This window comes from Gracilimonas sediminicola, assembly GCF_024320785.1.
Classification (GTDB): Bacteria; Bacteroidota; Rhodothermia; order Balneolales; family Balneolaceae; genus Gracilimonas; species Gracilimonas sediminicola.
Genome location: NZ_JANDBC010000001.1, coordinates 673,365 through 697,455, shown reverse-complemented (window position 1 = coordinate 697,455; position 24,091 = coordinate 673,365). Strand labels below are relative to the sequence as shown.

Below are 24,091 nucleotides of genomic sequence, written 5' to 3'. Positions count from 1 at the left end.
TAGTGAATGTTAGCCAGAAATTCGTCTTTTTTACAAGGGTACTATCAGCCAGATTCTGTATGATTCAGTCAACCTTCAACTAATGGTTCTGCTATGAAATTAATTATGATTCTAATTGTGATGGCTTTGGCTGTTAACACTACATCGTATGCTCAAACAAGTATCTCTGATTTAGAACCGGAAGCATACTTCGATTTCTGGGTTGGAGAATGGGAATTGTCGTGGACTGACAATCAGGGGAATGCAGGGGAAGGAACAAACACCATTGAGAAAATTCTGGACGGTGTGGTTATTCAGGAAAATTTTGAGGCCACCCGAGGAGCCCTGGAAGGATATAAAGGCAGGAGCGTTTCGGTTTATAATCCGCAGCTTCAATCATGGCATCAGGCTTGGGTAGATAATCAGGGCGGCTATATCGACCTGAAAGGATCGGTTGATGGAGATAAAAGAATTTTTCAAACAGCAGAAAGGCCGGGTCCACAAGGAGGTACCATCATCAGTCGTATGGTATTTTATGATATTGAAAAAGACTCTTTTACCTGGGACTGGGAGTCTTCACAGGATGGTGGGGAGAGCTGGTCGCTTAACTGGAGAATATTGTATCAAAGGGTGAAATGAACACAACTAAATTCAAAATAGTAACTCTGGCTTTGCTAACTGTGTTTTTATATAGCTGTTCAGTTAATAAGGGAGATAACAGATCATTTACAGAAGTGAGTTTTTCAACTTCTGATTCAGTCAAAATCTATGGTAACCTTTATATAGAAGATTCCACTTCTCCATTGATTCTATTATTTCATCAGGGTGGTTCAAATTCAAGGGCAGAGTACAATCCAATCATCCCTGATTTACTGAAGGAAGGCTATAATATTCTGGCAATAGACCAATGTATGGGCGGGCAAACATATGGTAAGTATAACCGAACAATTGCCGAGTTTGAGACTAACCCCTATACCTATTGTGATGCTTACAAAGATCTTGAAGCTACGCTTAATTACGCTAAGAATACCTCACGATTTTCAGGTGATATAATTGCATGGGGAAGCAGTTACAGTGGCTCATTGGCTATTCAGTTAGGATCAAAAAACAGTTCATCCATTAAAGGAGTCATTGCATTCTCACCGGCTTCGGGAGGTCCGATGGCACCCTGTAAGCCGGATGAATATTTGACAAACATGGAAACGCCTGTATTGGTAGTGAGACCAAAAAGTGAAGCAGAAATTGAAAGTGTTAAGGATCAATTGAGAATAGTATATGAAAGCGGACATCAGTATTACCTGGCTGAAAATGGAGTTCATGGATCCTCATTGCTGGTAGAAGAAAGGGTAGGTAATGATGTAGAAGAGAACTGGAATATAATCCTGAATTTCATTTCAGAAATTACAAACCAGGATAACTGATAGTATATATTAAAGGTAAATGAACTATATAGCTTTAACTATGAACTATACATTAATTTTACTGATTACAACTATTGGATTAATTTCTAACAGTAGTGATACCTCAGGTGCTTTTTGCGAGAATAGTGAATACATATTGAAGCAAAGCAAAAATGCTCATGATCCTGACAATGAATGGGGTGATGCCATTTTAAATATTCGCATTCAGGAACCCAGGTTGCAGAATCCTCAGCGCTATTCCGTTCTGACATTAAATAATAAGACAGGCTATTTCAGTTTAATTCGGGATTCTGAGGTTGGAAAGGTTGAACGTATAATCGATGAAGAAGGGGCTCCCGTGGTATTGGTAAATGGTTCAACCCAAATTGATGAAGCTACAGTAAATGAATATCGGCTGGGTGAAGATCGAAACGCAGGCTATCGTTCGTTTTATGAATTGATGTATGGATTGCCGATGTCGGTAAGTGAAGATAAGCTGGCAGGCATTGAGGAGGGCGGACTTTTATCCCTGGAAGGACAGGAAGTTTACGGAGTGAGGATTGAGCTGAAGGAAGCGATGATAAGCAAGCACTGGGTACTTTATTTCGATAAGAGCGATTATTCCTTAGCTGCTTTGAAATTTGATCACTCTGAAGATTCAAGCCGCCCTGATGAAATCCTCATGTTTGACGGGGAGTATAAGGTTGGAGAAATCACGATTCCGAGGTTCCGGCACTGGTATCATCAGGAGAGCGGGGAATACAGAGGGAGTGATGTGATTTTGAAGGATCTGTCCGACAATTAACGGAACGAATATTCTTGTTTTCCACTTTTCCATGTTGACTATTTATCAAGAAAGAAGATCACATCATGGAAAATAAAATTGTACTCATTGTAGGCGGATCAGGTGGAATCGGAAGCGCAACGGCAAAGCGATTTGCTAAAGAGAACGCTAAAGTTATACTTGCCTCACGCAATAAAGCCAACGTAGAAAAAGTAGCCAAAGATATTAATGACAACGGGGGAGAGGCTTTTGCCATTGAAGTGGATGCTACCGATGAAGCCTCCGTTAAAAAAATGACGGAAGAAATTGCCAATCAGCTTGGAAAAATCGATGTACTGATTAATGCATTTGGTCAGGGAATCATACAACCTTTCATGGATATCAATCCGGCCGATGCCAAAGAAATCATCGATACCAATGTGTATGGAACGTTTCTGGTTACCCAAACGGTGATGAAGAATATGAAAGAAGACGAACGTACTTCGGTAGTTATGTTTCCGGGAACCATGGGTAAATATGTAATGAAGAACGCTTCTGTATATGCGGCTTCCAAATTCGCCATTCAGGGTTTCACCAAAGCCTTGGTTGAAGAGCAACGAAGGGGCAATACAAGATTTTCTCTACTATATCTGGGTGGTGTGGATACCCCTTTCTGGGACGATGACAGGGTAAACATGAAAGTCAAAAAAGACATGATGCTTACCCCAGATGAAGTAGCTGAAGCTGTTTTCTATGCCGTAAACCAACCCTCCGGTTCGGTTATGAATGAGGTGGTGATTCAGCCGGAAAGTCATCAGTTGGTGTAGATGTGGAACTCAAGACTTTTGCATTTACCTGTAAAATTGTGAGCTCATCTGAGTTTTTAATCGGATTTCCCTGCGCTTAAATTTACGGTAGTCTGAATTTTCACTGAGTAAAAAGCCGAGGGTACAGATTTTCTCGTATTGACTTTATCTTTTCTAACGAGAAACGGGCGGTTTTTTAAAACACCGTTTTCAACCAAACCTGTTTTTGAGTACTATCGGAATAGCCAGGGAATCAAAAAAAAGGGATGAAAAAACTAAACGAGTTTTTAAATAAGCACTCAAAGTTTGGTGAAATATTCATACGAATTATGCTTGGTTTCCATCTCATTTATGGTACCCAAGACAATGTATTTTCATGGGACCGAATGTTGGAATTTTCCTCTTTCCTGGAAGGATTTGGATTTCCTTTTCCGATAGTTTCAGCGGTAGTATCCGTGTATGCTCAGTTCTTTTGCGGGATAATGTATATAGTAGGGTTTCATGTCCGGGTAGCCGCTTTGATTATGGTTTTAAATTTTATTGTTGCCATAATTATGGTTCATATCGGAGACAGCTATCCCGGAATGTTTCCTGCCATAGTGATGCTTGCTGGTTCTTTATACTTGCTGTTTAATGGAAGTAAAGTTCTTTCGATCAAGTAAAAGAGATTTCACAAGCCGTTAATCAGCAACCGGGCATTTATCCAGCGAAGTTTTGTATGCCTTCTCAAGTATATCCAGCCCCTCATCAATCTGATCTTGCGTAATAGTAAGCGGCGGACGGAAACGCACGGTGTTCGGACCACAGGAAAGGATCATCAGCCCGTTATTCACGCATTCTTTGATCACGGCATCGCGGGAGTGGCCATCGGGCAGGTCGATGGCGCAGAATAATCCTTTACCTCGAGGATTGGTAAAATACTCGTGCTGGTCGGCCAGGGCTTCCAGTCTGGTTTGCAGATAGTTCCCTACTTTAGCCGCATTATCAACCAGGTTCTCTTCTTCGATTACATCCAGAATACGGCCGAAGCGAACCATATCCACTAAGTTTCCACCCCAGGTAGAATTAATACGGGATGAAACATGAAAGCAATTGGTTTCAACTTCATCTACACGCTTGCCGGCCAGGATGCCACATACCTGCGCCTTCTTACCAAACGCGAGGATGTCGGGTTTAACATAATGCTCATGAGCCCAGAATTTACCTGTCATGCCAACTCCGGTTTGAACTTCATCGTAGATCAGTAAGGCTTCGTGTTTATCAGCTAAATCTCTGAGCGCCTGATGGAATTCCTGTCGGAAGTGACGGTCGCCACCTTCTCCCTGTATAGGTTCAATCAGAATGCAGGCGATGTCATCTTTAAACTGCTCGAAATATCGTTCGGCCTGAGCAAGAGCTAATTGCTCCTGAGCGGCCGTATGTTGTACATTTTCTTTGGTGGCAGGGTAGGTCATAGCAGGGCTGATTACACGGGGCCAGTCAAATTTTGGAAAGTATTTTACTTTGTTGGGAACCGTATTGGTGACCGACAACGTGTAGCCCGAACGCCCGTGAAATGCTTTTTCAAAATGAAGCACCTTATGCCCTTTCTCTTCCCGGTATCCTTTTTCGAAATTCTTCTGCACCTTCCAGTCAAAGGCAACTTTCATGGCGTTTTCAACAGCTAACGCTCCACCGGAAATGAAAAAGGAATAGGGCATGTAATCGGGAATTCCCACACGGTCGAATGATTCCATAAACTCGGCCATGTCCTTCGTGTAGATGTCGGAATTGGACGGTTTGTTAATGGCTACACGACCTAATTTGGCAATAAAATCATCATCCTGAGCCAGTTTCGGGTGGTTCATCCCCAATGGATTAGAAGCAAAAAAAGTAAAGAAATCGAGATAGCGTTTACCCGACTTGGAGTCGTAAAGATAAGGTCCTTCGCTTTCCTCAAGGTCGAGTACCATCTCATAACCATCGGTAAGCATATGTTTACTTAACACAGATCGAACCTGATCAGGGGTAATTGTCATACTATCTCGCATTGTTAGCTCCTGCAATAAATTTACTGTTTCTTGGAAGCTACCAAATAGGTATTGACCTCTCAATAGCGTTTAAATTCACTAAAGTTAAAATGAGCGTATTTCAGGTTGTGCTCGGAGCGAGTGATAGAGATGTTATGGACACCAGCCCACCGGTATATCTACGGCTTCTGAAAAGGAGTCATATTCTACTAATATCTCAATTTCAGTTTGGGGATTATTTCTGAAGCTGCCCTCTGAACCCAGTTCTGCATCGCCACTTAACACTGAGTAAGAAGCGGTGTGGGCAAGCGAATATTCAACTCCATTAGTCAGCGTAATGATTGGGTTAAGCCTTCTGAAGTGTCTTCCCGGAGTAGACTGGCTGGGAATACACTCAAGAACAACCTCAAGTGATTCCGGAACAGGGTTTGTTTTGGGACTGAAGAAAGCTAATAAAGGCAGGTGTATGCGTTGGAGCCAGTCTGATGGAACATGAGCTGCATTTGGTACTTCATAATAAAAACTGTTCTCGCCGGGTGTAACACCATGCTTGTCAAGTTCAGTATATAGGGGAACATAGTAGTTCCATTCGGTGGTGCCGATATCGAACCAGAATTTTTGTCCGGAATCGTACGAGCCTTCCACTTCCGAGAAGATGCTGTAATCAGCTACCCAAAGAGAACCGGACAGTCCTGCTGAGTATTTTATTTTTTCAGGAAATTTAAGCCCCATCCAGGTTGAGATTAGTCCCCCTAAAGAAGCTCCCATTATTGCGACTTCGCTGGTATCCACAGAAAAGTGTTCATCCATATAAGGAATCACATAATCAAAAATGTCTTGTGCATAGCCGGATGCACTTGGGGTATAAGGCCCCCAGTTAGTGGTAATCCAACGGTCTTCGTAGGGGATGTACCAATTCATTCGTTGCCCCTGATTGTAAATAGCGGCTGCAATCACAGGTTTGATTTTCTGATCCGAAATTAATCTCTGAAGCACCCGGTCCATTCCCCAGGAACCGCCACCAAACATGTCCTCACCATCGTTAAGTAACAGCAATGGATACGTTGAATCCGGATCGTAATCTTCAGGTACAAAAACCTCAATTACCATTCCGTTGCTTAACCGAAATTTCTTATCCCATGATGACCCCGGTTGCTCTTTTCGATCTGTTGAAGACGGTGTAGTGCACCCGAGTGTGACGATTAACAAACAAAGAGAAAGTATTAAAGTTGAAGGTATAGGCAACATAGCAGTATTGATTTGGGCAGAATGAAATTAAATGTATTCAGTGTACATGTTAATGAAGACCGGCAATCTTAGCTCATGCGCAAAAGTGGAATGACATTTTTTATGGATGAAAAGGGATTCCCAAAGAAGAAATGCATCTAAGCATAATTCTTAACGACTATACTCATCAGGTCGATAACTTCATCAGCTGAAGGTGAATGTTCATCCAGAAAAAAAATAACTAATAGCAGGGTACATTTAACTTGCCGAAAAATTATACAAACTTATTGCGATGCTAAAATCACTGAAGCTCTTTACTGTTGTCACTTTTTCACTGTTGTCGGTGAATTTATCAGCACAATCGTATATACAGGTTTACAGCGAAGGGCAGGAGGCTTTAAAGAAAGGGGATGTGCTGACATTCAGAGAAAGCATGGTACGGGCAAATGAACTCCGCCCAAATCATCCGGTGATCATGTATAATCTTGCCAAAGGATACATGATGAATAACGAAAGCGATCAAGCCCTTCAAACGCTTGAAGTGCTGCTGCACTTTTATGCTTCTCCGGCGGTGTTGGATACTTCAGATTTTGGTGTTCTGAGAACCTTACCGGAATGGGATAAGCTGGTAGAAACCGTGTCCGATATACAGAGAACAAATAGCACCAGTGAGGTAGCCTTTGAGTTTGATAAGCCGGGTTTTCATCCCGAAGGAATGGCCTATGACAAGGAAACCGGAGAATTTTACCTGACGGATATCAGAGAAGGGTTGATTTATAGATTCAATCCAAAAGAAGCAGAACTTGTATTGTTTGCGGATTTAAAAGCATCGGGGTTTTGGTCGGCGTTAGGTATATCCGTTGATCCTGTTGAGCCGGATATCCTGTGGGTGACCACGGCCGTGATGCCTCAATTTTCGGAGTACAAAGAGGAGATAGACGGGAAATCAGCCGTTTTGAAAATCAACAAGAAAACCGGGCAAATTATTAACAGTTACCGGGCTGAGGGGGATCGCATATTCGGAGACCTCACGATAACAAAAGGCGGAGAAGTATATATATCAGATAGCCGAAACCCTGTGGTATTTACCATTGCTAATAATGATGTACTGAAAGTAGCTTTTCAACATGAGAAATGGTGGAACCTGCAGGGGTTGGCTTTATCGGATGACGAAAGGTATTTATACCTGTCCGACTATATTACAGGAGTGTATAGCATTGAAATGGGTACCGGAAAAATTCAACGTTTGATGGAAGACAATGAATGGCTGAGAGGAGGAGATGGTATTTACCAGAAGGGCGGCATTCTGACTATTCTCCAGAATGGAACCACCCCAAAAAGAGTGGCTCAAATCCGTTTGGATAACGCCGGCCGTGCAATGGCTGAAACTCTTACTTTTCCCGACCAGGCCAGAGCAGATTTAAATGAACCCACGTTGGGCACTTGGGTAAATGGTGATTTGTTCTATATTGGAAACAGCCCCTGGGGCTTTTATGGGGAAGACAGAGAACCTGTACTGGATAAATGGCCGAAACTGAAGATTTTTAAATTGAATACACATCGGGAAAGCCCATGAGGTTTAACACCCTTAAAAACAGACTCATTATTTCTTTTACGCTGGCCATGCCCTCGTACACGCTTTTGTATTTGATCAGGGGGTATGATTTTGCGGACATGACCCTGTACTCACACGTGGAGTATTCCATAGCCGTTTTTATTATTCTGATTGCGTTATTCGAGGTTCATACCCTGAAAAGCCAGTGGCTGGAAAGGTGGATCCCCTGGCAGCAAAAAGTACCACAGCGGCTTTGGGCCGAAATCGGGTGTACGGCAATACTGACTCCCGCTATCGTAACCCCGGTAATGGTGCTGTTATATCAAACCTTGTGGGATATGAGCGTTTGGTTTCCCGGAATGATAGAGTACAATCTTTTTGCCCTCAGCTTTTCGCTTTCCATTGCCGCTTTTGTGAATGCTGATGTAATTATTAAAGAGTGGAAAAAGTCGTTACTGGAAAATGAGATCCTTGAAAAGGAGAACGCAAAAGCAAGGCTGAGTGTGCTTCAGGCTCAGATAAGTCCTCATTTTCTGTTCAACAATTTTAACGTATTGAACGCCTTAATTGACGAAGACCCTAAACTGGCTCAAAAATATCTGGATACGCTGAGTGACATTTACCGGTATGTACTCAACCAAAAAAACGAAGAGCTGGTATTACTGCGGGATGAAATTGAATTCATAAAAAACTACCTGTTCTTACTCCGAATCAGGTTCAATGAAAAGCTGACCTGCAATATTTCTGCAAACGGACACGGAGATTACAGGGTGCCATCGGCAACGCTGCAAATATTGGTTGAAAATGCAGTGAAACATAATGAGATTTCCTCCCGGCACCCGATGGAGATTTCAATTAAGGTAAAGGGAGATGATCAACTTGAAGTCCGAAATAACCTTCAACCCAAAAAGAGTTCGGTTAAAAGCACGGAAGTAGGGCTGAAAAATATTTCCGATCGGTATAAATACTTTACGAATAAACCGGTGCATATTGAAAAGAACGAGCACGAGTTTGTGGTTCGGATACCAATACTAAAAATGAATGTGTGATGAAAATTCTTATTTGTGAGGATGAGGCTCCCGCCAGCAAGCAGATTTCAAAACATATAAAGGCCGTACAGAAAGATGCAGAGATTGTGGCTGCCGTTGAAACCGGCGAGGAAGCATTATCTGAAATCAGAAAGCATGACCTGGATTTAATTTTTATGGATGTGGAATTGGCAGACGGGCCCTGCTTCGAAACGCTGGACAACATTGAGATAAATACGCCCATTATTTTCACTACGGCTTACGATGAATATGCACTTAAAGCATTTAAGCTAAACAGTATCGATTACCTGGTGAAGCCCATTACCCGCGATGATATTGCCAAAGGATTAGAGAAATATAAACGGGTTAAAAAGACCTTTGAAAAGGGGCCTGCTTTTAAATTTGCGAAAGAGATACTGAATGAAGATAACTACAAAGATCGTTTCCTGGTTAAACTGGGCCGGAAGTTGTTTCCGCTGAAGGTAGATGAAATCGCCTATTTTATGGCCAGCGATAAATTGGTTTGGCTGGTAACGAACCAAAAGAAAAAGTATATCATCAATTTCACCCTTGCCGAACTTGAAGAGATGCTGAACCCTGAACTGTTTTTCAGGCTGAACCGTCAGTTTATTGCACATATTAATTCTGTGAAGGATCTGGAGCCTTACTTCAAAGGACAAGTTACGGTAAACCTCACCCCGCCGGTGGAGTATGAAATCATCATCAGCCGCAATAAAACTCCCGAACTGAAAGAATGGCTCGGGGTTTAAGGAACTACTTACTTTCTTTAAACTGAGTAACGGTTTTTCTGATGATCTCGACACAATCCATCAGCTCTTCTTCAGTCATAACCAAAGGTGGCGCAAAGCGAATGATGTTACCATGCGTTGGTTTTGCGAGTAGTCCGTTGTCCTTAAGGGCTACACAAAATCTCCACGCGGTATCACTATCAGGAGAGTCGTTGATAATGACGGCATTCAGTAATCCTTTGCCGCGCACCTTCACAAACAGGTCAAATTCTTCAACCAGTTTATTCATCTCATCCCGGAAGATGTTGCCCAGCTTGCGTGCATTCTGAGCCAGTTTCTCATCCTGCACTACATCTAAAGCGGCGATGGCAACTTTACATGCCAGCGGGTTTCCACCATAAGTAGAGCCGTGCTGCCCGGGTTTGATGACTTCCATAATATGATCATCAGCCAGCACCGCTGAAACCGGATAAGCGCCTCCGGATAAGGCCTTTCCTAAAATGAGCATATCGGGCTTGGTGTAGGTAGGCTGTCGCTCGCAATTACCGGCGCAGGTGCAATCCCCGCACACGGCAAGTAAGCTTCCGGTTCGTGCAATACCGGTCTGAATTTCATCAGCGATAAAAAGCACATTGTTTTCTTTACAAAGGGCGGCTGTTTTCGAGATGTAACCATCATCAGGTACCACGACTCCGGCTTCTCCCTGAATCGGCTCGGCCAGCAAGCCGGCAATATTCGGTTGTTTTAAAGCCTCTTGCAGTGCATCTATATCATTATAAGGTATCTTGATAAAGCCGGGAGTATAAGGGCCGAAATTTTTACGGGCATCCGGATCATTGGAAAAAGAGATGACCGTGGTAGTCCGCCCATGGAAGTTATTCTCCAATACAATGATTTGAGCTTCCTGCTCGGGAATCCCCTTTTTCTCATAGGCCCATTTCCGACAAATTTTGATAGCCGTCTCAACTCCCTCGGCACCGGTGTTCATGGGAAGTACCTTATCGAACCCAAAATAGTCGGTGATGTACTTCTCATATTCTCCAAGCACATTATTGTAGAAAGCGCGGGAGGTGAGGCTGAGCGTGTTAGCCTGCTCGGTTAAAGCCTGGATTATTTTAGGATGGCTGTGACCCTGGTTGACAGCAGAATAGGCCGATAAAAAATCATAATACTTGTTTCCTTCAGGGTCCCAGACATGCACACCCTTTCCCTTCGATAACACTACCGGCAGGGGGTGATAATTATGTGCTCCGTATTCATTTTCCAGTGCTATCGCTTGCTTGCTGTCTATCATAAATTCCTTTAATTCGAGTTTCCTGAAAATTACAAAATCGAACACTGAAAGATTAACAAGAAATCTAAAAAATCTCTTGATATCGGTTAGGTAAAAGTCGTATATTGAAAGCCTTCACCGCGGGGTGGAGCAGCTGGTAGCTCGTCGGGCTCATAACCCGAAGGTCGCAGGTTCGAATCCTGCCCCCGCCACTACTTAAAGGCCGCTTTTAGCGGCCTTTTTTATTTTGGGTACAACATAGGTCAAACTTTAAGGGATTTAACTTAGCTCGTAGCTCTTGAATATGAGAGATTGGGCACGTTCAAGATCATCTTGTTTTCTCAAAGTGATCTCTAAATCACCTGTACCATAGTGGCCAATCTCTCTCACGTCTCTTGAAAAACCATCTTGTAACTCAACTTCATCCGGGTTTATTTTTATATACACATAAAGCTTTTTGCTTTGTGGATGAACTTCTACGCATGCAAAGTTTTTAATTCTCTTGTAGGCTACATAATGCTTTAAAGTCTTTTCTTGGACATCATCACCTAAATTCAGCATATAGTCCCTTAAAGAGTGATAGAGGTCACTTAATTCAGAATCGGCTTCACTCAAATAATCTGAGACATTCTTTTGAGTTACACTTCGATTTGATGAAGTAGCTTTATTATTGGCCTCGGCCACATTCACTAATTCTAATAAGAGTAGGTTATCTCCAAAATTCTTATATCTAATTAGTTCGATATTTCTATTCATTTGTTTTACTGCATGCTCATCATACTTAGTAAAATCACCTGCGATACATAATAATCGGGGGCTTGACCAGTCAATATTTTCCGAATACTTGTTACCAAGCTTATTCATAACCAACAACTCAAATTCAGCCTTGTGATCGAGTAACCAATCTAAATAGAAGAGACCTTGATTAATGACATTTTCATTCATTGATCTTTTATACTCAATAATTACAGGACTTCCATTTTCATCAATGCCCAGGGTGTCAATTCTTCCACCATGATTTGATCCTGTTGAATATTCAGTCTCTAAATAACTTACCCCGAGATAAGTATCCAAGTTAGTCTCCATTCTTGCTTGCAGAGACTTTTCTACCTTTGCTGATGTACCCTCTAGTTCAACAGCCTTGTCACCATCTAATTTGAATAATTTTATATCCGACATTAATGTTTCCTGTTCAATCTTCTGTTAGAAAGCTTCTTCCAAATACTATTGGCCAACTTGATTTCCTTTTTACTAAGGCCGTATCCATCATGAAGAATTTTCTTATCAGTAAACTCTAAAATGGAATCAATAGAAGCATCTGATCTCATCATTGAGTCGATTTTGTCTAGAAATTCTTCATGTGACTCATCATAGGGCAATAGAACACTTTCAGTTTCACTAGGCATTAGTTCAAGAACACCCCCACCATGCGAACGACCAGAAATTTCAGAAAAAGCAAGAGATAATGAATTATAAAAACTAGCGACAAAGGGTTTAATCTTCGTTTTTTTATCTAAAAAAACACGATGCATAGTATCTGTTGTGTATGCTTTGGCTTGATTGGCTATCAATCTCGGGAATAGATGGTTCCTTCTTATGAACAATGCATCTGAAAGTTTCACCGATGGGATAACAAACCAATCATCTCTTATACTTGTTTTGTAACCTGTGTGAACATCATCTGACTCACCTTTTTTAATATACTCTCTAGCCCCATCATGGCCATTCAATTGTTTCTCTGGTGGAAATACTAATAGATGAGCTCTTACGTCCTTTTCTCTATTTTTATTCCAATCAACAGTATTAAATATTACACTATCAACTTGGACACTTCTTCCCACCATTGGTTTTGCGAAATCATGAAGATCATATTTTTGGACTGTATCGAGTGGGACAGTAAAATAAGAATTTGCGCCTGTAGTAATCCCAACCTGGACTTTTGCATAATCACCAATTTTTGGGATTTTTTTTGAGCTCGCTACATTTTCTAAGAAGTCGATCTCTTCTTGGTCAAGGAAATAGAAAGTCCATTTATTATTCTCAAAATCAATTTTCTTTTTTGGACTTTTTAATCGTTTGACATCTAATTTGGCCAAAGAAGAAGCGTCTTTTACTTCAAGATGCTCTATTCTATGTTTGTCAGTTTTGTTTTTCTCACATAACAGCAACAATACTTCTTGCTGAATATCTGGAAAGACAAGCTTCTCAAATGAAACTATATTTATTTTGTTGTATTCACGTGCTAGGAATTCTCTTAGTTGCTGGGCATATGATACTTGCAGAAGTTCAGCAGGAACTACAAAAGCAATCTTACCCTCATCTTTTAACAAGAGTGTAGATCCTACAACAAATGAGACCCAAGCATTTGTTAACTTAGAATACTTAAGCCCTGCTTTTGTGAATATCTTTTCTGCTTGCTTTTGCTGCTCTTCAGCGAAGTATTGGTAGCGTATGTATGGTGGATTGCCTATTACCAAATCATATTTATCTTTTGTTTCATTACAAAAAACATGGAAGTCTTCATTTATAACTTCTTTATTTGGCAACTCAATTTTTGCGGCTTTTTCTGCTTCTGAGGGATTAAATTCAACCGCTGTGATGTTTTCAAATTGATAGGAATCCTTTAGCAAGCATTTAAGAAAAACACCGTCCCCACAACTTGGCTCTAGTATTGAATAATTGTCACTACCGTTCATTGCCCATTTTAAAATAAATGAAGCAATTTCTTCCGGGGTATAAAAACCACCTCTAAGCTTTTCCTCAGATGCGTTTTTAATCAGTTGCATAAATATCTTGTATCATAGGTATGAGTGAATCTTCGTCTCCTAATTGATAAAGCTCTTCAAGTTTCTTATCAAGTTCGGCTTTTACTACTGCAAATTTTCTTCTGTGTTGGTCTAGTTGTCTAGGATTTCGTGAATTCTCATCTATCTTAGTGAATATCTTTATTAAGTCTTCCTGTAACTCTACAATTTTGTCGTGTAATTCTTTTTCATTTTCATCATCAAAGTTAATATTTCTAATAGGTAGTTTGTTTAAAACCTTTGTACCCCGGGCAATAAATCCCCCTCTAAATACTTCGCCGATGAGCGCTGAATACCATTCTAGATACTTTGAGTTTAAAAGGGCTTGTATGTAGTAAATTGAATAATTTGATTCTTCTGGTAATGACACAACACAGTAACCAGCAGTTCCACCAGAAGATATTAATGTTCCATGATAATCTATTGCATACTTATCTCCCTGAGAAAGAACACCAACAATAATTTTTTGAGGGAGACCACATTTATCTAAGCTTTGATGTCTCCCATATCTATACCATTCGTTGTCTGTTTCAGGCTCAGGCTTAATATCTCTGTCTTCCAAGTCTTCTTTATAATGGGATATATATTCAAAGGCTTTAGGGAATCTATCTTCAATTTCGTCTAAATCTACAAGACTTACTCCAGTATCTGTTTTTCTATAGGGGTAAAAGACCCGAGCATTAGGTTTAAATGGTCTATAGGTGTGTAGGCTATCATCCCCTCTTGATGTTTTGAAATAAGGTTTGGTCAATTCTTTTTCAATTGTCCATTCTCTATCATTCTTAGTGAAGTAATAGTAATTATCGTCTTCACGTTCTGGTTGGAAAATATATATTCTATTAGCACTTGTTTGAATTCCATTAAAAACACCATCACTGCCAACTATCTGTTCAAGTGATGAACTTTGTGAATTTATTTGTTCGTAAACATCAATAAGATATGGTGGAACCAAGATCCAAACCTCTTCGTCAAGATCACTTGTATTTATTTGCTGATACTCAATTTCATCCTTTGAAACTTTCCAATCAGTTAGACTTTGAATCTCATTGTATTCGAAAGAGTCAGAACTAGTTTTTTCAATGATTAGAATACATGTATATGTAGTGGTCTCTTTAAAGACTTGGTTTGCACCAAAAGAGAGTAGTCTGTCTAAATAACCTTCATTTTGTAAATATTCCCGCAACTTCTTACCGGCACCGACTTTCAAAAACTTACTTGGTATTATATACCCTAAATAACCACCATCTTTTAAGACTTCTATTGCTCTCTCTACGAAAACGAAATACTTATCAAATTGCTTATAGGAGGAGAGGTATTTGGTTTTATAAAGAGGATATTCTTTAGGGGTGAACTCCTTCATGTCTTCTGATTTCATGTAAGGTGGATTACCTACGATTACATCAAAATTTAAACCTTCAAAGTTGAAGGGGTTGATCTCTTCAAAATCCTCTCTGTCATCCACGTCATCTGTAGAGATCAGAGAGTTCCCATATTTTATGTTGTTGCTGAGATCAGGTAGTATTGGCTCATTAACTGCAATAGACTTATTATCTTCTCCCTCGAGAAGTTTGAGAAGTAGCCCAAACTTAGATGCTTCGACTGCGTTATAATCTTTATCTATACCATAGATGCAATTGAGTAGTATTTCTTGCTTTGTCTCAAACGGTAACTTGAAGGTGTTTATGTTGGTTTGAACTAGTTTATCTTTGTCTTCCTTTAAAAATAGGTCAATCAACTGATCGTTTAGTAACTGATAGAGTTCGATAAGAAATGCTCCCGATCCACAAGCAATATCAGCCATTTTGCTTGATAGTATCTCATCAATACTTTTGTCTTTACAAAAAGGAACGACAGTCTGATTAAGAATAGATTTAATTATAAAGCCAGGAGTAGTAACGACGTCACGATCAACTTTTTCAGGTTTTGTGACTAGTTCAATTCCTTCTTTTTTAAGTGTGAGTTTTTCAGTAAGGAAAATCTCATAAATACTACCAAGTATATCCGAGGAAAAAACAGAAAATGAATAGGGGCTTTCAGGGTAGTATAATTGCTTAATAATATCCCAGAATACTGAGCTAACATTCCCAATAATTTTGTCTGAGAGGAACTGGTCAAATAACCCTGAATTATATCTTTTATCAGCTTGATTAAACTTTTTAATCAGAGCTTCAAAATCTTTCTTATCGGCAAATCCTAATAAAGTTTGGTACTCTTCAAGGTTTCTGTCCTCACAAACACGCAAAAATATAATTCGGTTTATATAACTTTGAACATAATCGTTTAGACGTTCTTCTTCTATGTCCGGTTCATGTTCAAAAATTTCCTTACCAAGTTTTGTTCGCCAGTCATTTATTTGGTCTAGAAATAAATCATCGACATTATAACGATTTATTTTTTCTTCAATACTTTGCCACTCTTTGTCAAATTGCCCTGAATAGACAGATTCATGGCCTAATAACGCTCTAATCTCATCAATTTTATCTTCATATTCTTTATAGTGATATGTCTTAATGAGGGCTTTATCATGACTATCGTCTTTTTCAACTTTATGAGAACAATCATAAATCAACAGATATTCAAAGTTCGTAAGTACCGAGACTTTTAGCTTAGCCGTGAACCCATATCTACGAACTTGTTTTGCATTTTCAGGATTGGTTTCTACACTAACATTTGGCTTTTTGGCCTCAACAAAGAACTTTCTTTCTGAAAAAAGTCGAAAAGTATAATCTGGTTTTTTGGTGTTTTCAGAAGCTGTTCCTTTCAAGGGTTCTTCTAAAAGAACTTCTCTTTCATTTGTTGGTTTGTTTTTTTCATTTTTGATGTCCCATCCAAGCAATTCGAAAAAAGGGTCTAGAAAATCAGCTCTTACTTGAGTTTCATTATAATCTGATTTCAGATATTCATCTCTTTTAGCATCATATTTTTCTACTAATTCGCTTAGATTCATCTTTTAGGGAAACCGGGGTTATTAATGAGTTTGATTTGTTATGCACAATAATAATAAAAAACAGTGTCAAGATGTGTCATCCTACAATACTATTAATTAAAGAGCAATGTGCGTACTAATACCCCATGATTAGGGATATAAATGCCTCCAAATCTATTAAAGGAGGTTTTATGTCAGAGAGAATAGATTTATTTAAAGTCACTGAGGTTGAATTGGTGTATATCACCGACAGACGAGATTTTGATCGCCCGGTTGTAACCAATCCAGATTTAGCCCATCAAATATTTCGTGAGAATTGGCGAGAAGGGACAATGGAGCTAGTAGAGTCCTTCTATGTCATGTTTCTTGATAATGCCAAAGGCGTTAAGGGATTAGCTGAAATATCCAAAGGAGGGGCAACAGCCACAATTGTTGATCCTAAAATGATATTTGCTTACGCCATCAAATCGGCGGCCAATAGCATTTTACTGGCTCACAATCATCCGTCCGGTAACACAAAACCAAGTAGTGCCGATATTAGCCTTACAAAGCGACTGAATGAGGGAGGAAAGCTTTTAGGTATTCCGGTTGATGACCATTTAATACTTACACCTGGTGGCTACACATCGTTGAGAAATAAGGGGTTATTCTAAAGAACATTCCCGCAAGGTTATACAAGTGCTATTCGGTATCCCCAATCTTCCGCATTATCATTTGTGCAGACTGGGCGATTCCCCACCGAATATCAGCCTTGCCCTCATTAAAATTTTTACCGCAACGCAAATACGGGGTTGGATATCATCCAGCCCCGTATTGCTTAAACTGATAAAAAATGTTTTTAGGATATTAGATTAAGCGGCCATAGCCACTTGGTTCTTATCAGCCGTAATTTCATATGTGTCGTTGTAATCGACAAAACCCATTTGTCCTGATTTTGATTTAATAGGACGTTCCGGGTTAGGAACTACTTTTAGTTTTCCGTCCAAAGCATCAGCCCAACAGTACAAGTTAAAAGACGTGGGGGTTCTGATACCACATTCCCATTTGCTTACCAGACGATCAGCTACACCGATCCTATGGTTCAAATCTTCTTGGGTCATACCTTTGTCGTGTCTAAGTCGAACAAGGTCACCGACCACATCTTCTAAAAAATCCTGTCTGGATTTTGGCTTATAGACGATTTCTGGCTTATTCATAATTGCATCTCCTTTGTCTGAATAGTTGCCATCTATCGTTCTAAAGAGCTTTTCGCTCTATCGCTACGCACAGCTTGTGAAAGGAGTTTTACTACTCAATCAACATACTCAGTGAGTAGCGATTGAGAGGAATTATATATGTAAAATAGATATCCTGTCTAGCGAAAACCCAGTATTTATAGGGCTATAAAGATTGTGCTATGCAATAATAAGGGTCTAATATACTGACATTGCTATATTTTGTTTATGGTGCTTTGCACAATAGAATTGTAATTAATTTGCCTAAACAATGGCGGTATGAACATTAAATTATAAATAAAATTGTCTGAGAGGATGAAATTTTGACTTTAAAGCTATAGTGTTACTGACGATTAAGTTGAAGCGTCTGATTTTTAATTAAACGGGGAATATGAAGTGAAAATAGATTTTATTGAAATAGAAAACTTTAGAAAATTAAAATCATGCAGATTAAGCTTCTCTGAAAAACAGACTTTATTTGTTGGTGCTAATAATAGCGGTAAAACTTCTGCAATGGATGCACTAATAAGTTTCCTTAAAGATAAAAACCGGTTTAAAACGAAGGATATTACTCTTTCAAATTGGTCACAGATTAATGAAATAGGAATTTCTTGGGCAACTCATATAGAAGAGGAAGAGCCAGACCTTTCATTGGATAAATGGCATGAATTAATGCCAAAATTAGATGTTTGGCTTCAAGTAAAAAGCAATGAAATACAATATGTCAGCAACCTTATACCTAAACTGAGTTGGAGAGGTGGACTATTGGGAGTCAGGCTTGTCATTGAGCCGAAAGATATAGAAAAGCTATATAAAGACTACCGTAGCAGTTATCAAGATGCTCAAAAGATAAAGGAGTCAGCAAAATCAGATTTAAAGCTTTGGCCAGCTACTATTTGGGATTATCTAGAAAAGAAGGGGTTAATTTCACACTTCAATGTTAGTGCATATTTGCTAGATCCAGACAAAATAGAGAAGGTTGATAAAGGCAATGCAGTTCTTCAAAAGCTCAGTGAAGATAGTACACCGATAGAGAGCAATCCTTTTGAGGGACTAATAAGAATAGATATAATAAATGCTCAAAGAGGCTTTTCAGATCCGAATGATACAGCACAGAATTATGGTAGTTTATCAACACAATTAAGAGAATATTTTTCTAAACATTTAAATCCGACTGACAAACCAAACGTATCAGATATAAAAGCATTAGAGACTATAGAAAGTGCGAAAAAAATATTTGATGAGACTCTAAAAGAAAGTTTTAACTCATCTTTGACTGAACTAGAAGAGCTAAACTATCCAGGATTTGGTAATCCAAATATCAATATATCATCCGAAGTTAAACCAATAGATAGTCTTAACCATAAGTCAGCAGTTCAATTTGGTTTGATGGAGGATGATTCTGATAAAGATAATCCAATCAGCTTACCCGAGATATATAACGGACTTGGGTATCAGAATTTAATATCAATGGTATTCAAGTTGATTAGATACCGAGATGATTGGATGAAGGTTGGTAAAATAGAGGCAGAAGATTTTAACTCACTCGAAGAGATAAAATACGAACCACTACATTTAGTGTTAATTGAAGAACCAGAGGCACATTTACATGCACAAGTACAGCAAGTGTTTGTGAGGAAGGCGTATGATGTTCTTAGGTTTAATGAGAATCTTAGAGATGATGAAGGTAATGATAAGGAAGGTTTTAGTACTCAGTTGGTAATAAGTACTCACTCTAATCATATAGCTCATGAAATTGACTTCAATAGCTTACGATACTTCAAGAGATTGCCATCACAATCAAAAAGTGAAGCACCAATTTCAGTCATTATCAATTTATCTGATACTTTTGGGGAGGATGATGAGACCCCAAAGTTTGCGATTAGGTATCTAAAAACTACTCATTCTGATCTATTCTTTGCTGATGCGGTAATTTTAGTTGAGGGAACGGCTGAAAGAGTCTTGTTACCACATTTTATTGAAAACCATTTTCCCAAATTGACATCAGCTTATATTTCAATTTTGGAAATAGGAGGGAGCCATGCTCATAGATTGAGACCATTGATTGAGAATTTAGGAATTATCACTCTTATTATTACTGATTTAGATTCCGGTCAAAAGGGGGAGAAAGGTAAATTGAAGGCATGTGTTCCAAAACATGGAGAGGATCAAGAAACCCAAAATTATACAATAAAAAATTGGTTACCTGAACTACAGAAAGTAGATGAGTTGGTTGATCTGGGAGATGATGGAAAAGTATCTGAAGACAAGTTAGTTAGAGTAGCATATCAAACTTGGATAAATCTTGGTTCCAAAAAAGCCCCCAAAAAGATAATCCCATATACATTCGAAGATTCTTTGCTTTATCAAAATGTAGAAATCTTTCAAAAAATTGACGGGGTTGGACTTATCAAGAAATTCAAAGACCAACTAGACCTTGATGACCTGGAAACTACGAGTAAAGAGATATTCGACTCTCTTAGAAAAGGTAATAAAGGTGATTTCGCCTTGGATTTACTCTTTCACCAAGAGCCTTCTGAATTACAAGTGCCTGACTATATTTCAGATGGTTTGAGTTGGGTCGAAACTAGCCTTAGCAATACGGATTTTGTTGAGGAAGCGATAAAACCAGAGGCTAATGATGAGTAAACTCAACATAACAGAATTAACTGAATTGGATACGGAACTTTTAGGATACCTGAGCATAGATAAGCCAGAGAGCTTTTTCCTTTTTGCGGGTGCTGGTTCCGGTAAAACTCGTTCTCTAGTTTCAGTATTAAATGCATTAAAACATCGCTATAAGAAAAAGTTGGTTTTAAAAGGGCAAAGAATAGGAGTTATAACTTATACAAATGGGGCAAGAGATGAGATCCTGTCACGACTTGAATATGATAACCTTTTCTCGGTCTCAACTATTCATAGTTTTGCCTGGTCATTAATACAGTCATATCAAAACGATATTCGTGAGTGGCTGAGAATAGACACTGAGCTTAGAATTGAAGAGCTAGAAGAATTGATTTCTAAAGGCAGAGAAGGAACTAAAACTCATGCTGACAGAATTAAAAAAATTGAATCAAAAAGAGTTAGACTTGAAAATCTAAACTCAATAAAAAAGTTCAGCTATAACCCCAATGGAGATAATTTTTCAAGAGATTCCGTAAACCATACTGAAGTCATAAAAATGTGTTCCGACTTCTTATCGGATAATGAGATGATGAAAGAGATTCTAACGCAGAAATTTCCAATTCTGTTAATTGATGAAAGTCAGGATACTAATAAAGATCTGATTGAGGCTTTATTTAAGGTACAATCAGAAAAAAGCAAAAAATTTTCTTTGGGTCTATTTGGGGATATGATGCAAAGAATATATATGGATGGAAAAAAGGACTTAGGGAAACAGTTACCCCAAGACTGGAAAAGACCAAGTAAGAAAATAAATTACAGATCTCCTAAAAGGGTAATCGAGTTAATTAATAAAATAAGATCGTATGATGATGACCATATTCAAGAGGCGATCGAAGAAGCAAACGATGGGATAGTAAGGCTTTTTGTTGTTTCTGGAGATGTCGATAAACAAGAAATAGAGAAAAAAGTAATGGAAGATATGGCCTCCATTACAGAAGATGTGCTGTGGTCAGGTAATGATGCTAAAGTTAAGGCTTTAATTTTAGAGCACCATATGGCGGCCAGTAGAATGGGGTTCTCAGATTTTTTTGACCCCTTATATGCATCTGACCGTTTAAAAACAGGAATTCTAGATGGCACACTTCCAGAGTTGAGATTCTTTTCTGACATTATTTTACCAATAGTAAAAGGCCACAGAAGCGATGATGCATTTAAAATATCGAGAGTCGTGACACGAAACTCACCACTTTTTAAACCTGAAATTATACGAGAAAAGGAAAATCAAACCGATATCTTAGAAGAAGCGGACTTAAAAACCAAATCTCTTATCTCCCTATGGGAGGAGGGAAATGACCCAACATTGAAATCTATAATCAATAAAATTCTAGATTCCGGTCTATTCAATGTCCCTGAATTATTGAAACAAGCTTTTGAGTGGAGTGAATCCTCTGAAGAGATTGAAGCGGAGGCAGTTGACTTTAAAAATGTTTTTGCATTTGTTAGTGCCATTGAATCACCTTTTAGTCAGTTTGAAAACTATCATATCTATATTAATGATGATGCAATATTCGGTACTCATCAGGGTGTTAAGGGATTAGAGTTTCCTAGAGTAATGGTTATAATGGATGATGAAGAGTCTAGAGGATTTTTGTTTAGCTATGAGAAACTTTTTGGTGCAAAAGAACCTACGAGGACGGATATCAGAAATGAGTCGGAAGGTAAAGAAACCAGTATAGAGAGAACTCGACGATTGTTTTATGTTACGTGTAGTAGAGCAAAAGAAAGCTTAGCTGTTGTTGCTTACACCAATGCACCGGAGGCTTTAAAAGAGCATATCTTAAACGAAGAATGGTTCTCAGAAGAAGAAATTATTGAATTATCAGCTGATAATTAGATACAAATTTTTTGAAGGCATTGGACTTTGTTTTCTAAAGTAGGGCCATCTCCGTAAAGAGGGCGATTGAATTTGTGACCCATAAGTTCAGCTTGCATTCTATCATTTACACCAGATCGAGTTAGTCGATCCTGGAAGCCATGACGTAATGAGTATAACGAATATCTCTCTGTCGGCGATAAATCATGTTGACGCAGATATTTGTTCACTAAATTCGAAAAACTGTCAGTCTTACCTCTGTATCTTGGGAAGCCTCTTGGAAACTTTTTCATTGCTTCCAAAGAGCATCCAACAAGAGGAATACGTCGTTCACTATATTGCGTCTTCAATTCACGTAGTGAATTTTCTCTTATTACAATATGAGGAATTTCATGGTCAAGTTTGATATCAGCCTCTTCCAGATTAGTAATTTCAGAAGGCCTTGCTCCTGTGTTTACCATGATAAGCACAATTGCTTTAGCTTGGTCATTTAGGTCACCAGATTTAATGTTATTGAGCAATTCGCTCTTGATATATTCTTTATCAAAGGGCTTTCGGCTTTTTGTCTTCTTTTCTTTTAAAGTGATTTTCTTGAAAATCAGGTGATGGTCAATTTTTAGGCTCAAATGATCTGAAACGGTCTCAACAATATTCTTAATGAAGACAAGATATTTATTGGCTGTATTTGCTCTTAATCCCTCATTTTGGATGCGGTCAATCCACCAGTCTCTAAATTCAATCATATCCTGACGAGTTAGAGCCTCGATACTTTTGTCTCCAATCAGTGATTTAAGATCATTAATCGCTCTAATCCTAGTATTACGCCAGTCACGTAGTTGTTTTTCAGATTTATTCATGACCCGGTCTTTCGTAATAGACCAGAATATCTCTAAACAACGTGTTAGAGTAATCTCAGGTTTCTTAACTGTGCCAAGAACGGCTTTAACTACTTTTGGATTACCCTCATGTTTTTTAATTGCTGAAGTTCTTTTTGCAATGTCGCGAATACTACCTGATGCAAGATCATTTACAGGTGCATAATTAAAGCCGACGTGCTTGGCCAGGTTCACCGCTTCTTTAAAGCGTTCATCACTGTGCGTTTTATTTGTATTCAATAATGAGTTCCAATAAGCCTCGATTTCAGCATTAACTTTAGATGCTTTTCGAATAGCTAATTTTTTACTGTCTGTTTTTAGAGAAATGCGAATGAGTTGCTTATCAATTTGATCCCAAAGAGCCTTTGGGACTCGTCGATTGTAATAGTATCTATCGCCTCTTTTTATCAAATGGTTCATCTCTTGAGCCTTTCATGTGTACCAAAATGTGTACCATTATGTGTACCACTTTTGATAATACACAACGCACCGTGTGTGTACAGGCTAAAGGGAAAAAACTTTTATTTCAGGGTGTTACGTGGGATTTTTGAAAAAAATATGTGCGTAATTTTGGAGCGGGTGAAGGGAATCGAATATGGAAATTACTTACACTAAGTATCTGATATATAACGTTTATTTTTTTCGGTAATTTTAATGTGTACCATTTTGTGTACCAAAATGTGTAACACTTTTATCATTATTTTTTGCGACTCGGTGAGCTATGTCAACCATTCTGTTTTCTGCTTTCCTTGATTCTATCTCTTTGTGAACTCTTTCAAACAGGGGTAAGTAGTCCTTGCCGTATCTTTTTACGATGCGTGCAAGAGTCTCATAACAATCATATAGCTCATCCATGCTTAGTTCATCAGCATGAGTATGTTTGGTATTTCTCTGGTTCATAATTAACTCCCAGAGCACTATCTCAAAATAAATTTCTTATGGCTACGCACAGTAGCTTTACAACAAGGATTTATGAAATGAGTAA

General features: G+C 38.8%; 19 protein-coding genes and 1 tRNA gene. 12 read left to right on the top strand and 8 right to left on the bottom strand.

The window, feature by feature from the left end:
- Positions 1–93: 93 nt before the first annotated feature.
- The 5 genes from NM125_RS03220 (at position 94) to NM125_RS03200 (ending at position 3,610) form a co-directional block, all read left to right on the top strand.
- On the top strand, positions 94–618 hold the full coding sequence (locus tag NM125_RS03220) for a DUF1579 family protein (protein ID WP_255132800.1): 525 nt from the start codon (positions 94–96) through the stop codon (positions 616–618).
- Positions 615–1,400, top strand: a complete 786-nt coding sequence (locus tag NM125_RS03215; RefSeq protein ID WP_255132798.1) for an alpha/beta hydrolase family protein — start codon at positions 615–617, stop codon at positions 1,398–1,400. Before NM125_RS03220 ends, NM125_RS03215 begins: the two co-directional genes overlap by 4 nt.
- Positions 1,401–1,440: 40 nt before the next feature.
- Complete coding sequence (locus NM125_RS03210) at positions 1,441–2,184, top strand: DUF6503 family protein (RefSeq protein ID WP_255132796.1); 744 nt, start codon at positions 1,441–1,443, stop codon at positions 2,182–2,184.
- A 65-nt stretch (positions 2,185–2,249) separates the two neighbouring features.
- Positions 2,250–2,969 (top strand): SDR family oxidoreductase, encoded by a 720-nt coding sequence (locus tag NM125_RS03205; protein WP_255132794.1) that lies wholly within the window; start codon positions 2,250–2,252, stop codon positions 2,967–2,969.
- A 245-nt stretch (positions 2,970–3,214) separates the two neighbouring features.
- Positions 3,215–3,610 (top strand): DoxX family protein, encoded by a 396-nt coding sequence (locus tag NM125_RS03200; protein ID WP_255132792.1) that lies wholly within the window; start codon positions 3,215–3,217, stop codon positions 3,608–3,610.
- Between the two features lie 18 nt (positions 3,611–3,628).
- Here NM125_RS03200 and lat read toward each other — a convergent pair whose 3' ends face one another.
- Entirely contained in the window at positions 3,629–4,966 is a 1,338-nt protein-coding gene (lat, locus tag NM125_RS03195; RefSeq protein WP_255132790.1) for an L-lysine 6-transaminase, read from the bottom strand.
- Positions 4,967–5,110: 144 nt separating this feature from the next.
- Positions 5,111–6,067: an alpha/beta hydrolase gene (locus NM125_RS03190; protein WP_255132788.1), complete on the bottom strand. Its 957-nt coding sequence runs from the start codon at positions 6,065–6,067 to the stop codon at positions 5,111–5,113.
- Between the two features lie 409 nt (positions 6,068–6,476).
- Between NM125_RS03190 and NM125_RS03185 the strand changes: the two genes are divergently transcribed.
- From NM125_RS03185 to NM125_RS03175, 3 genes are read left to right on the top strand one after another with little or no spacing between them, the layout of a single operon-like run.
- Positions 6,477–7,760, top strand: coding sequence for a hypothetical protein (locus NM125_RS03185; RefSeq protein WP_255132786.1), 1,284 nt, complete (start codon positions 6,477–6,479; stop codon positions 7,758–7,760).
- Positions 7,757–8,788 carry a sensor histidine kinase gene (locus NM125_RS03180; protein ID WP_255132784.1) on the top strand — a complete coding sequence of 344 codons (1,032 nt, stop codon included), beginning with the start codon at positions 7,757–7,759 and terminating at the stop codon, positions 8,786–8,788. The genes NM125_RS03185 and NM125_RS03180 overlap by 4 nt, the downstream gene beginning before the upstream one ends.
- Positions 8,788–9,537 (top strand): LytR/AlgR family response regulator transcription factor, encoded by a 750-nt coding sequence (locus tag NM125_RS03175; protein WP_255132782.1) that lies wholly within the window; start codon positions 8,788–8,790, stop codon positions 9,535–9,537. The genes NM125_RS03180 and NM125_RS03175 overlap by 1 nt, the downstream gene beginning before the upstream one ends.
- Positions 9,538–9,541: 4 nt before the next feature.
- Here the strand turns inward: NM125_RS03175 and rocD are convergent, their stop codons facing one another.
- Positions 9,542–10,810, bottom strand: a complete 1,269-nt coding sequence (gene rocD / locus NM125_RS03170; RefSeq protein ID WP_255132780.1) for an ornithine--oxo-acid transaminase — start codon at positions 10,808–10,810, stop codon at positions 9,542–9,544.
- A 118-nt stretch (positions 10,811–10,928) separates the two neighbouring features.
- Here rocD and NM125_RS03165 point away from each other — a divergent pair.
- Positions 10,929–11,001 (top strand) — tRNA-Met (locus NM125_RS03165).
- Between the two features lie 67 nt (positions 11,002–11,068).
- Here NM125_RS03165 and NM125_RS03160 read toward each other — a convergent pair.
- From NM125_RS03160 to NM125_RS03150, 3 genes are read right to left on the bottom strand one after another with little or no spacing between them, the layout of a single operon-like run.
- Positions 11,069–11,968, bottom strand: coding sequence for a DUF5655 domain-containing protein (locus tag NM125_RS03160; RefSeq protein ID WP_255132778.1), 900 nt, complete (start codon positions 11,966–11,968; stop codon positions 11,069–11,071).
- The gene (locus NM125_RS03155) at positions 11,968–13,575 is read right to left on the bottom strand and encodes an Eco57I restriction-modification methylase domain-containing protein (protein WP_255132776.1); all 1,608 of its coding nucleotides are present in this window, start codon (positions 13,573–13,575) and stop codon (positions 11,968–11,970) included. The genes NM125_RS03160 and NM125_RS03155 overlap by 1 nt, the downstream gene beginning before the upstream one ends.
- On the bottom strand, positions 13,562–16,540 hold the full coding sequence (locus tag NM125_RS03150) for an Eco57I restriction-modification methylase domain-containing protein (RefSeq protein WP_255132774.1): 2,979 nt from the start codon (positions 16,538–16,540) through the stop codon (positions 13,562–13,564). The genes NM125_RS03155 and NM125_RS03150 overlap by 14 nt, the downstream gene beginning before the upstream one ends.
- 170 nt (positions 16,541–16,710) lie before the next feature.
- Here NM125_RS03150 and NM125_RS03145 point away from each other — a divergent pair, with 170 nt between their 5' ends.
- The gene (locus NM125_RS03145; RefSeq protein WP_255132772.1) at positions 16,711–17,172 is read left to right on the top strand and encodes a JAB domain-containing protein; all 462 of its coding nucleotides are present in this window, start codon (positions 16,711–16,713) and stop codon (positions 17,170–17,172) included.
- Between the two features lie 198 nt (positions 17,173–17,370).
- Here the strand turns inward: NM125_RS03145 and NM125_RS03140 are convergent, their stop codons facing one another.
- Positions 17,371–17,715 carry a helix-turn-helix domain-containing protein gene (locus NM125_RS03140; RefSeq protein WP_255132770.1) on the bottom strand — a complete coding sequence of 115 codons (345 nt, stop codon included), beginning with the start codon at positions 17,713–17,715 and terminating at the stop codon, positions 17,371–17,373.
- A gap of 414 nt (positions 17,716–18,129) precedes the next feature.
- Between NM125_RS03140 and NM125_RS03135 the strand changes: the two genes are divergently transcribed.
- Complete coding sequence (locus NM125_RS03135) at positions 18,130–20,382, top strand: AAA family ATPase (RefSeq protein WP_255132768.1); 2,253 nt, start codon at positions 18,130–18,132, stop codon at positions 20,380–20,382.
- Positions 20,372–22,252: a UvrD-helicase domain-containing protein gene (locus NM125_RS03130; protein ID WP_255132767.1), complete on the top strand. Its 1,881-nt coding sequence runs from the start codon at positions 20,372–20,374 to the stop codon at positions 22,250–22,252. The genes NM125_RS03135 and NM125_RS03130 overlap by 11 nt, the downstream gene beginning before the upstream one ends.
- Here the strand turns inward: NM125_RS03130 and NM125_RS03125 are convergent.
- The gene (locus NM125_RS03125; RefSeq protein WP_255132765.1) at positions 22,249–23,526 is read right to left on the bottom strand and encodes a DUF6538 domain-containing protein; all 1,278 of its coding nucleotides are present in this window, start codon (positions 23,524–23,526) and stop codon (positions 22,249–22,251) included. The genes NM125_RS03130 and NM125_RS03125 overlap by 4 nt on opposite strands.
- Positions 23,527–24,091 lie beyond the last annotated feature (565 nt).

What these genes read in the sequence shown, in the direction of transcription:
- NM125_RS03220 (WP_255132800.1), top strand. Translation starts at nt 94, where the DNA reads ATGAAATTAATTATGATTCTAATTGTGATGGCTTTGGCTGTTAACACT.
- NM125_RS03215 (WP_255132798.1), top strand. Translation starts at nt 615, where the DNA reads ATGAACACAACTAAATTCAAAATAGTAACTCTGGCTTTGCTAACTGTG.
- NM125_RS03210 (WP_255132796.1), top strand. Translation starts at nt 1,441, where the DNA reads ATGAACTATACATTAATTTTACTGATTACAACTATTGGATTAATTTCT.
- NM125_RS03205 (WP_255132794.1), top strand. Translation starts at nt 2,250, where the DNA reads ATGGAAAATAAAATTGTACTCATTGTAGGCGGATCAGGTGGAATCGGA.
- NM125_RS03200 (WP_255132792.1), top strand. Translation starts at nt 3,215, where the DNA reads ATGAAAAAACTAAACGAGTTTTTAAATAAGCACTCAAAGTTTGGTGAA.
- lat (WP_255132790.1), bottom strand. Translation starts at nt 4,966, where the DNA reads ATGACAATTACCCCTGATCAGGTTCGATCTGTGTTAAGTAAACATATG.
- NM125_RS03190 (WP_255132788.1), bottom strand. Translation starts at nt 6,067, where the DNA reads ATGGTAATTGAGGTTTTTGTACCTGAAGATTACGATCCGGATTCAACG.
- NM125_RS03185 (WP_255132786.1), top strand. Translation starts at nt 6,477, where the DNA reads ATGCTAAAATCACTGAAGCTCTTTACTGTTGTCACTTTTTCACTGTTG.
- NM125_RS03180 (WP_255132784.1), top strand. Translation starts at nt 7,757, where the DNA reads ATGAGGTTTAACACCCTTAAAAACAGACTCATTATTTCTTTTACGCTG.
- NM125_RS03175 (WP_255132782.1), top strand. Translation starts at nt 8,788, where the DNA reads ATGAAAATTCTTATTTGTGAGGATGAGGCTCCCGCCAGCAAGCAGATT.
- rocD (WP_255132780.1), bottom strand. Translation starts at nt 10,810, where the DNA reads ATGATAGACAGCAAGCAAGCGATAGCACTGGAAAATGAATACGGAGCA.
- NM125_RS03160 (WP_255132778.1), bottom strand. Translation starts at nt 11,968, where the DNA reads ATGTCGGATATAAAATTATTCAAATTAGATGGTGACAAGGCTGTTGAA.
- NM125_RS03155 (WP_255132776.1), bottom strand. Translation starts at nt 13,575, where the DNA reads ATGCAACTGATTAAAAACGCATCTGAGGAAAAGCTTAGAGGTGGTTTT.
- NM125_RS03150 (WP_255132774.1), bottom strand. Translation starts at nt 16,540, where the DNA reads ATGAATCTAAGCGAATTAGTAGAAAAATATGATGCTAAAAGAGATGAA.
- NM125_RS03145 (WP_255132772.1), top strand. Translation starts at nt 16,711, where the DNA reads ATGTCAGAGAGAATAGATTTATTTAAAGTCACTGAGGTTGAATTGGTG.
- NM125_RS03140 (WP_255132770.1), bottom strand. Translation starts at nt 17,715, where the DNA reads ATGAATAAGCCAGAAATCGTCTATAAGCCAAAATCCAGACAGGATTTT.
- NM125_RS03130 (WP_255132767.1), top strand. Translation starts at nt 20,372, where the DNA reads ATGATGAGTAAACTCAACATAACAGAATTAACTGAATTGGATACGGAA.
- NM125_RS03125 (WP_255132765.1), bottom strand. Translation starts at nt 23,526, where the DNA reads ATGAACCATTTGATAAAAAGAGGCGATAGATACTATTACAATCGACGA.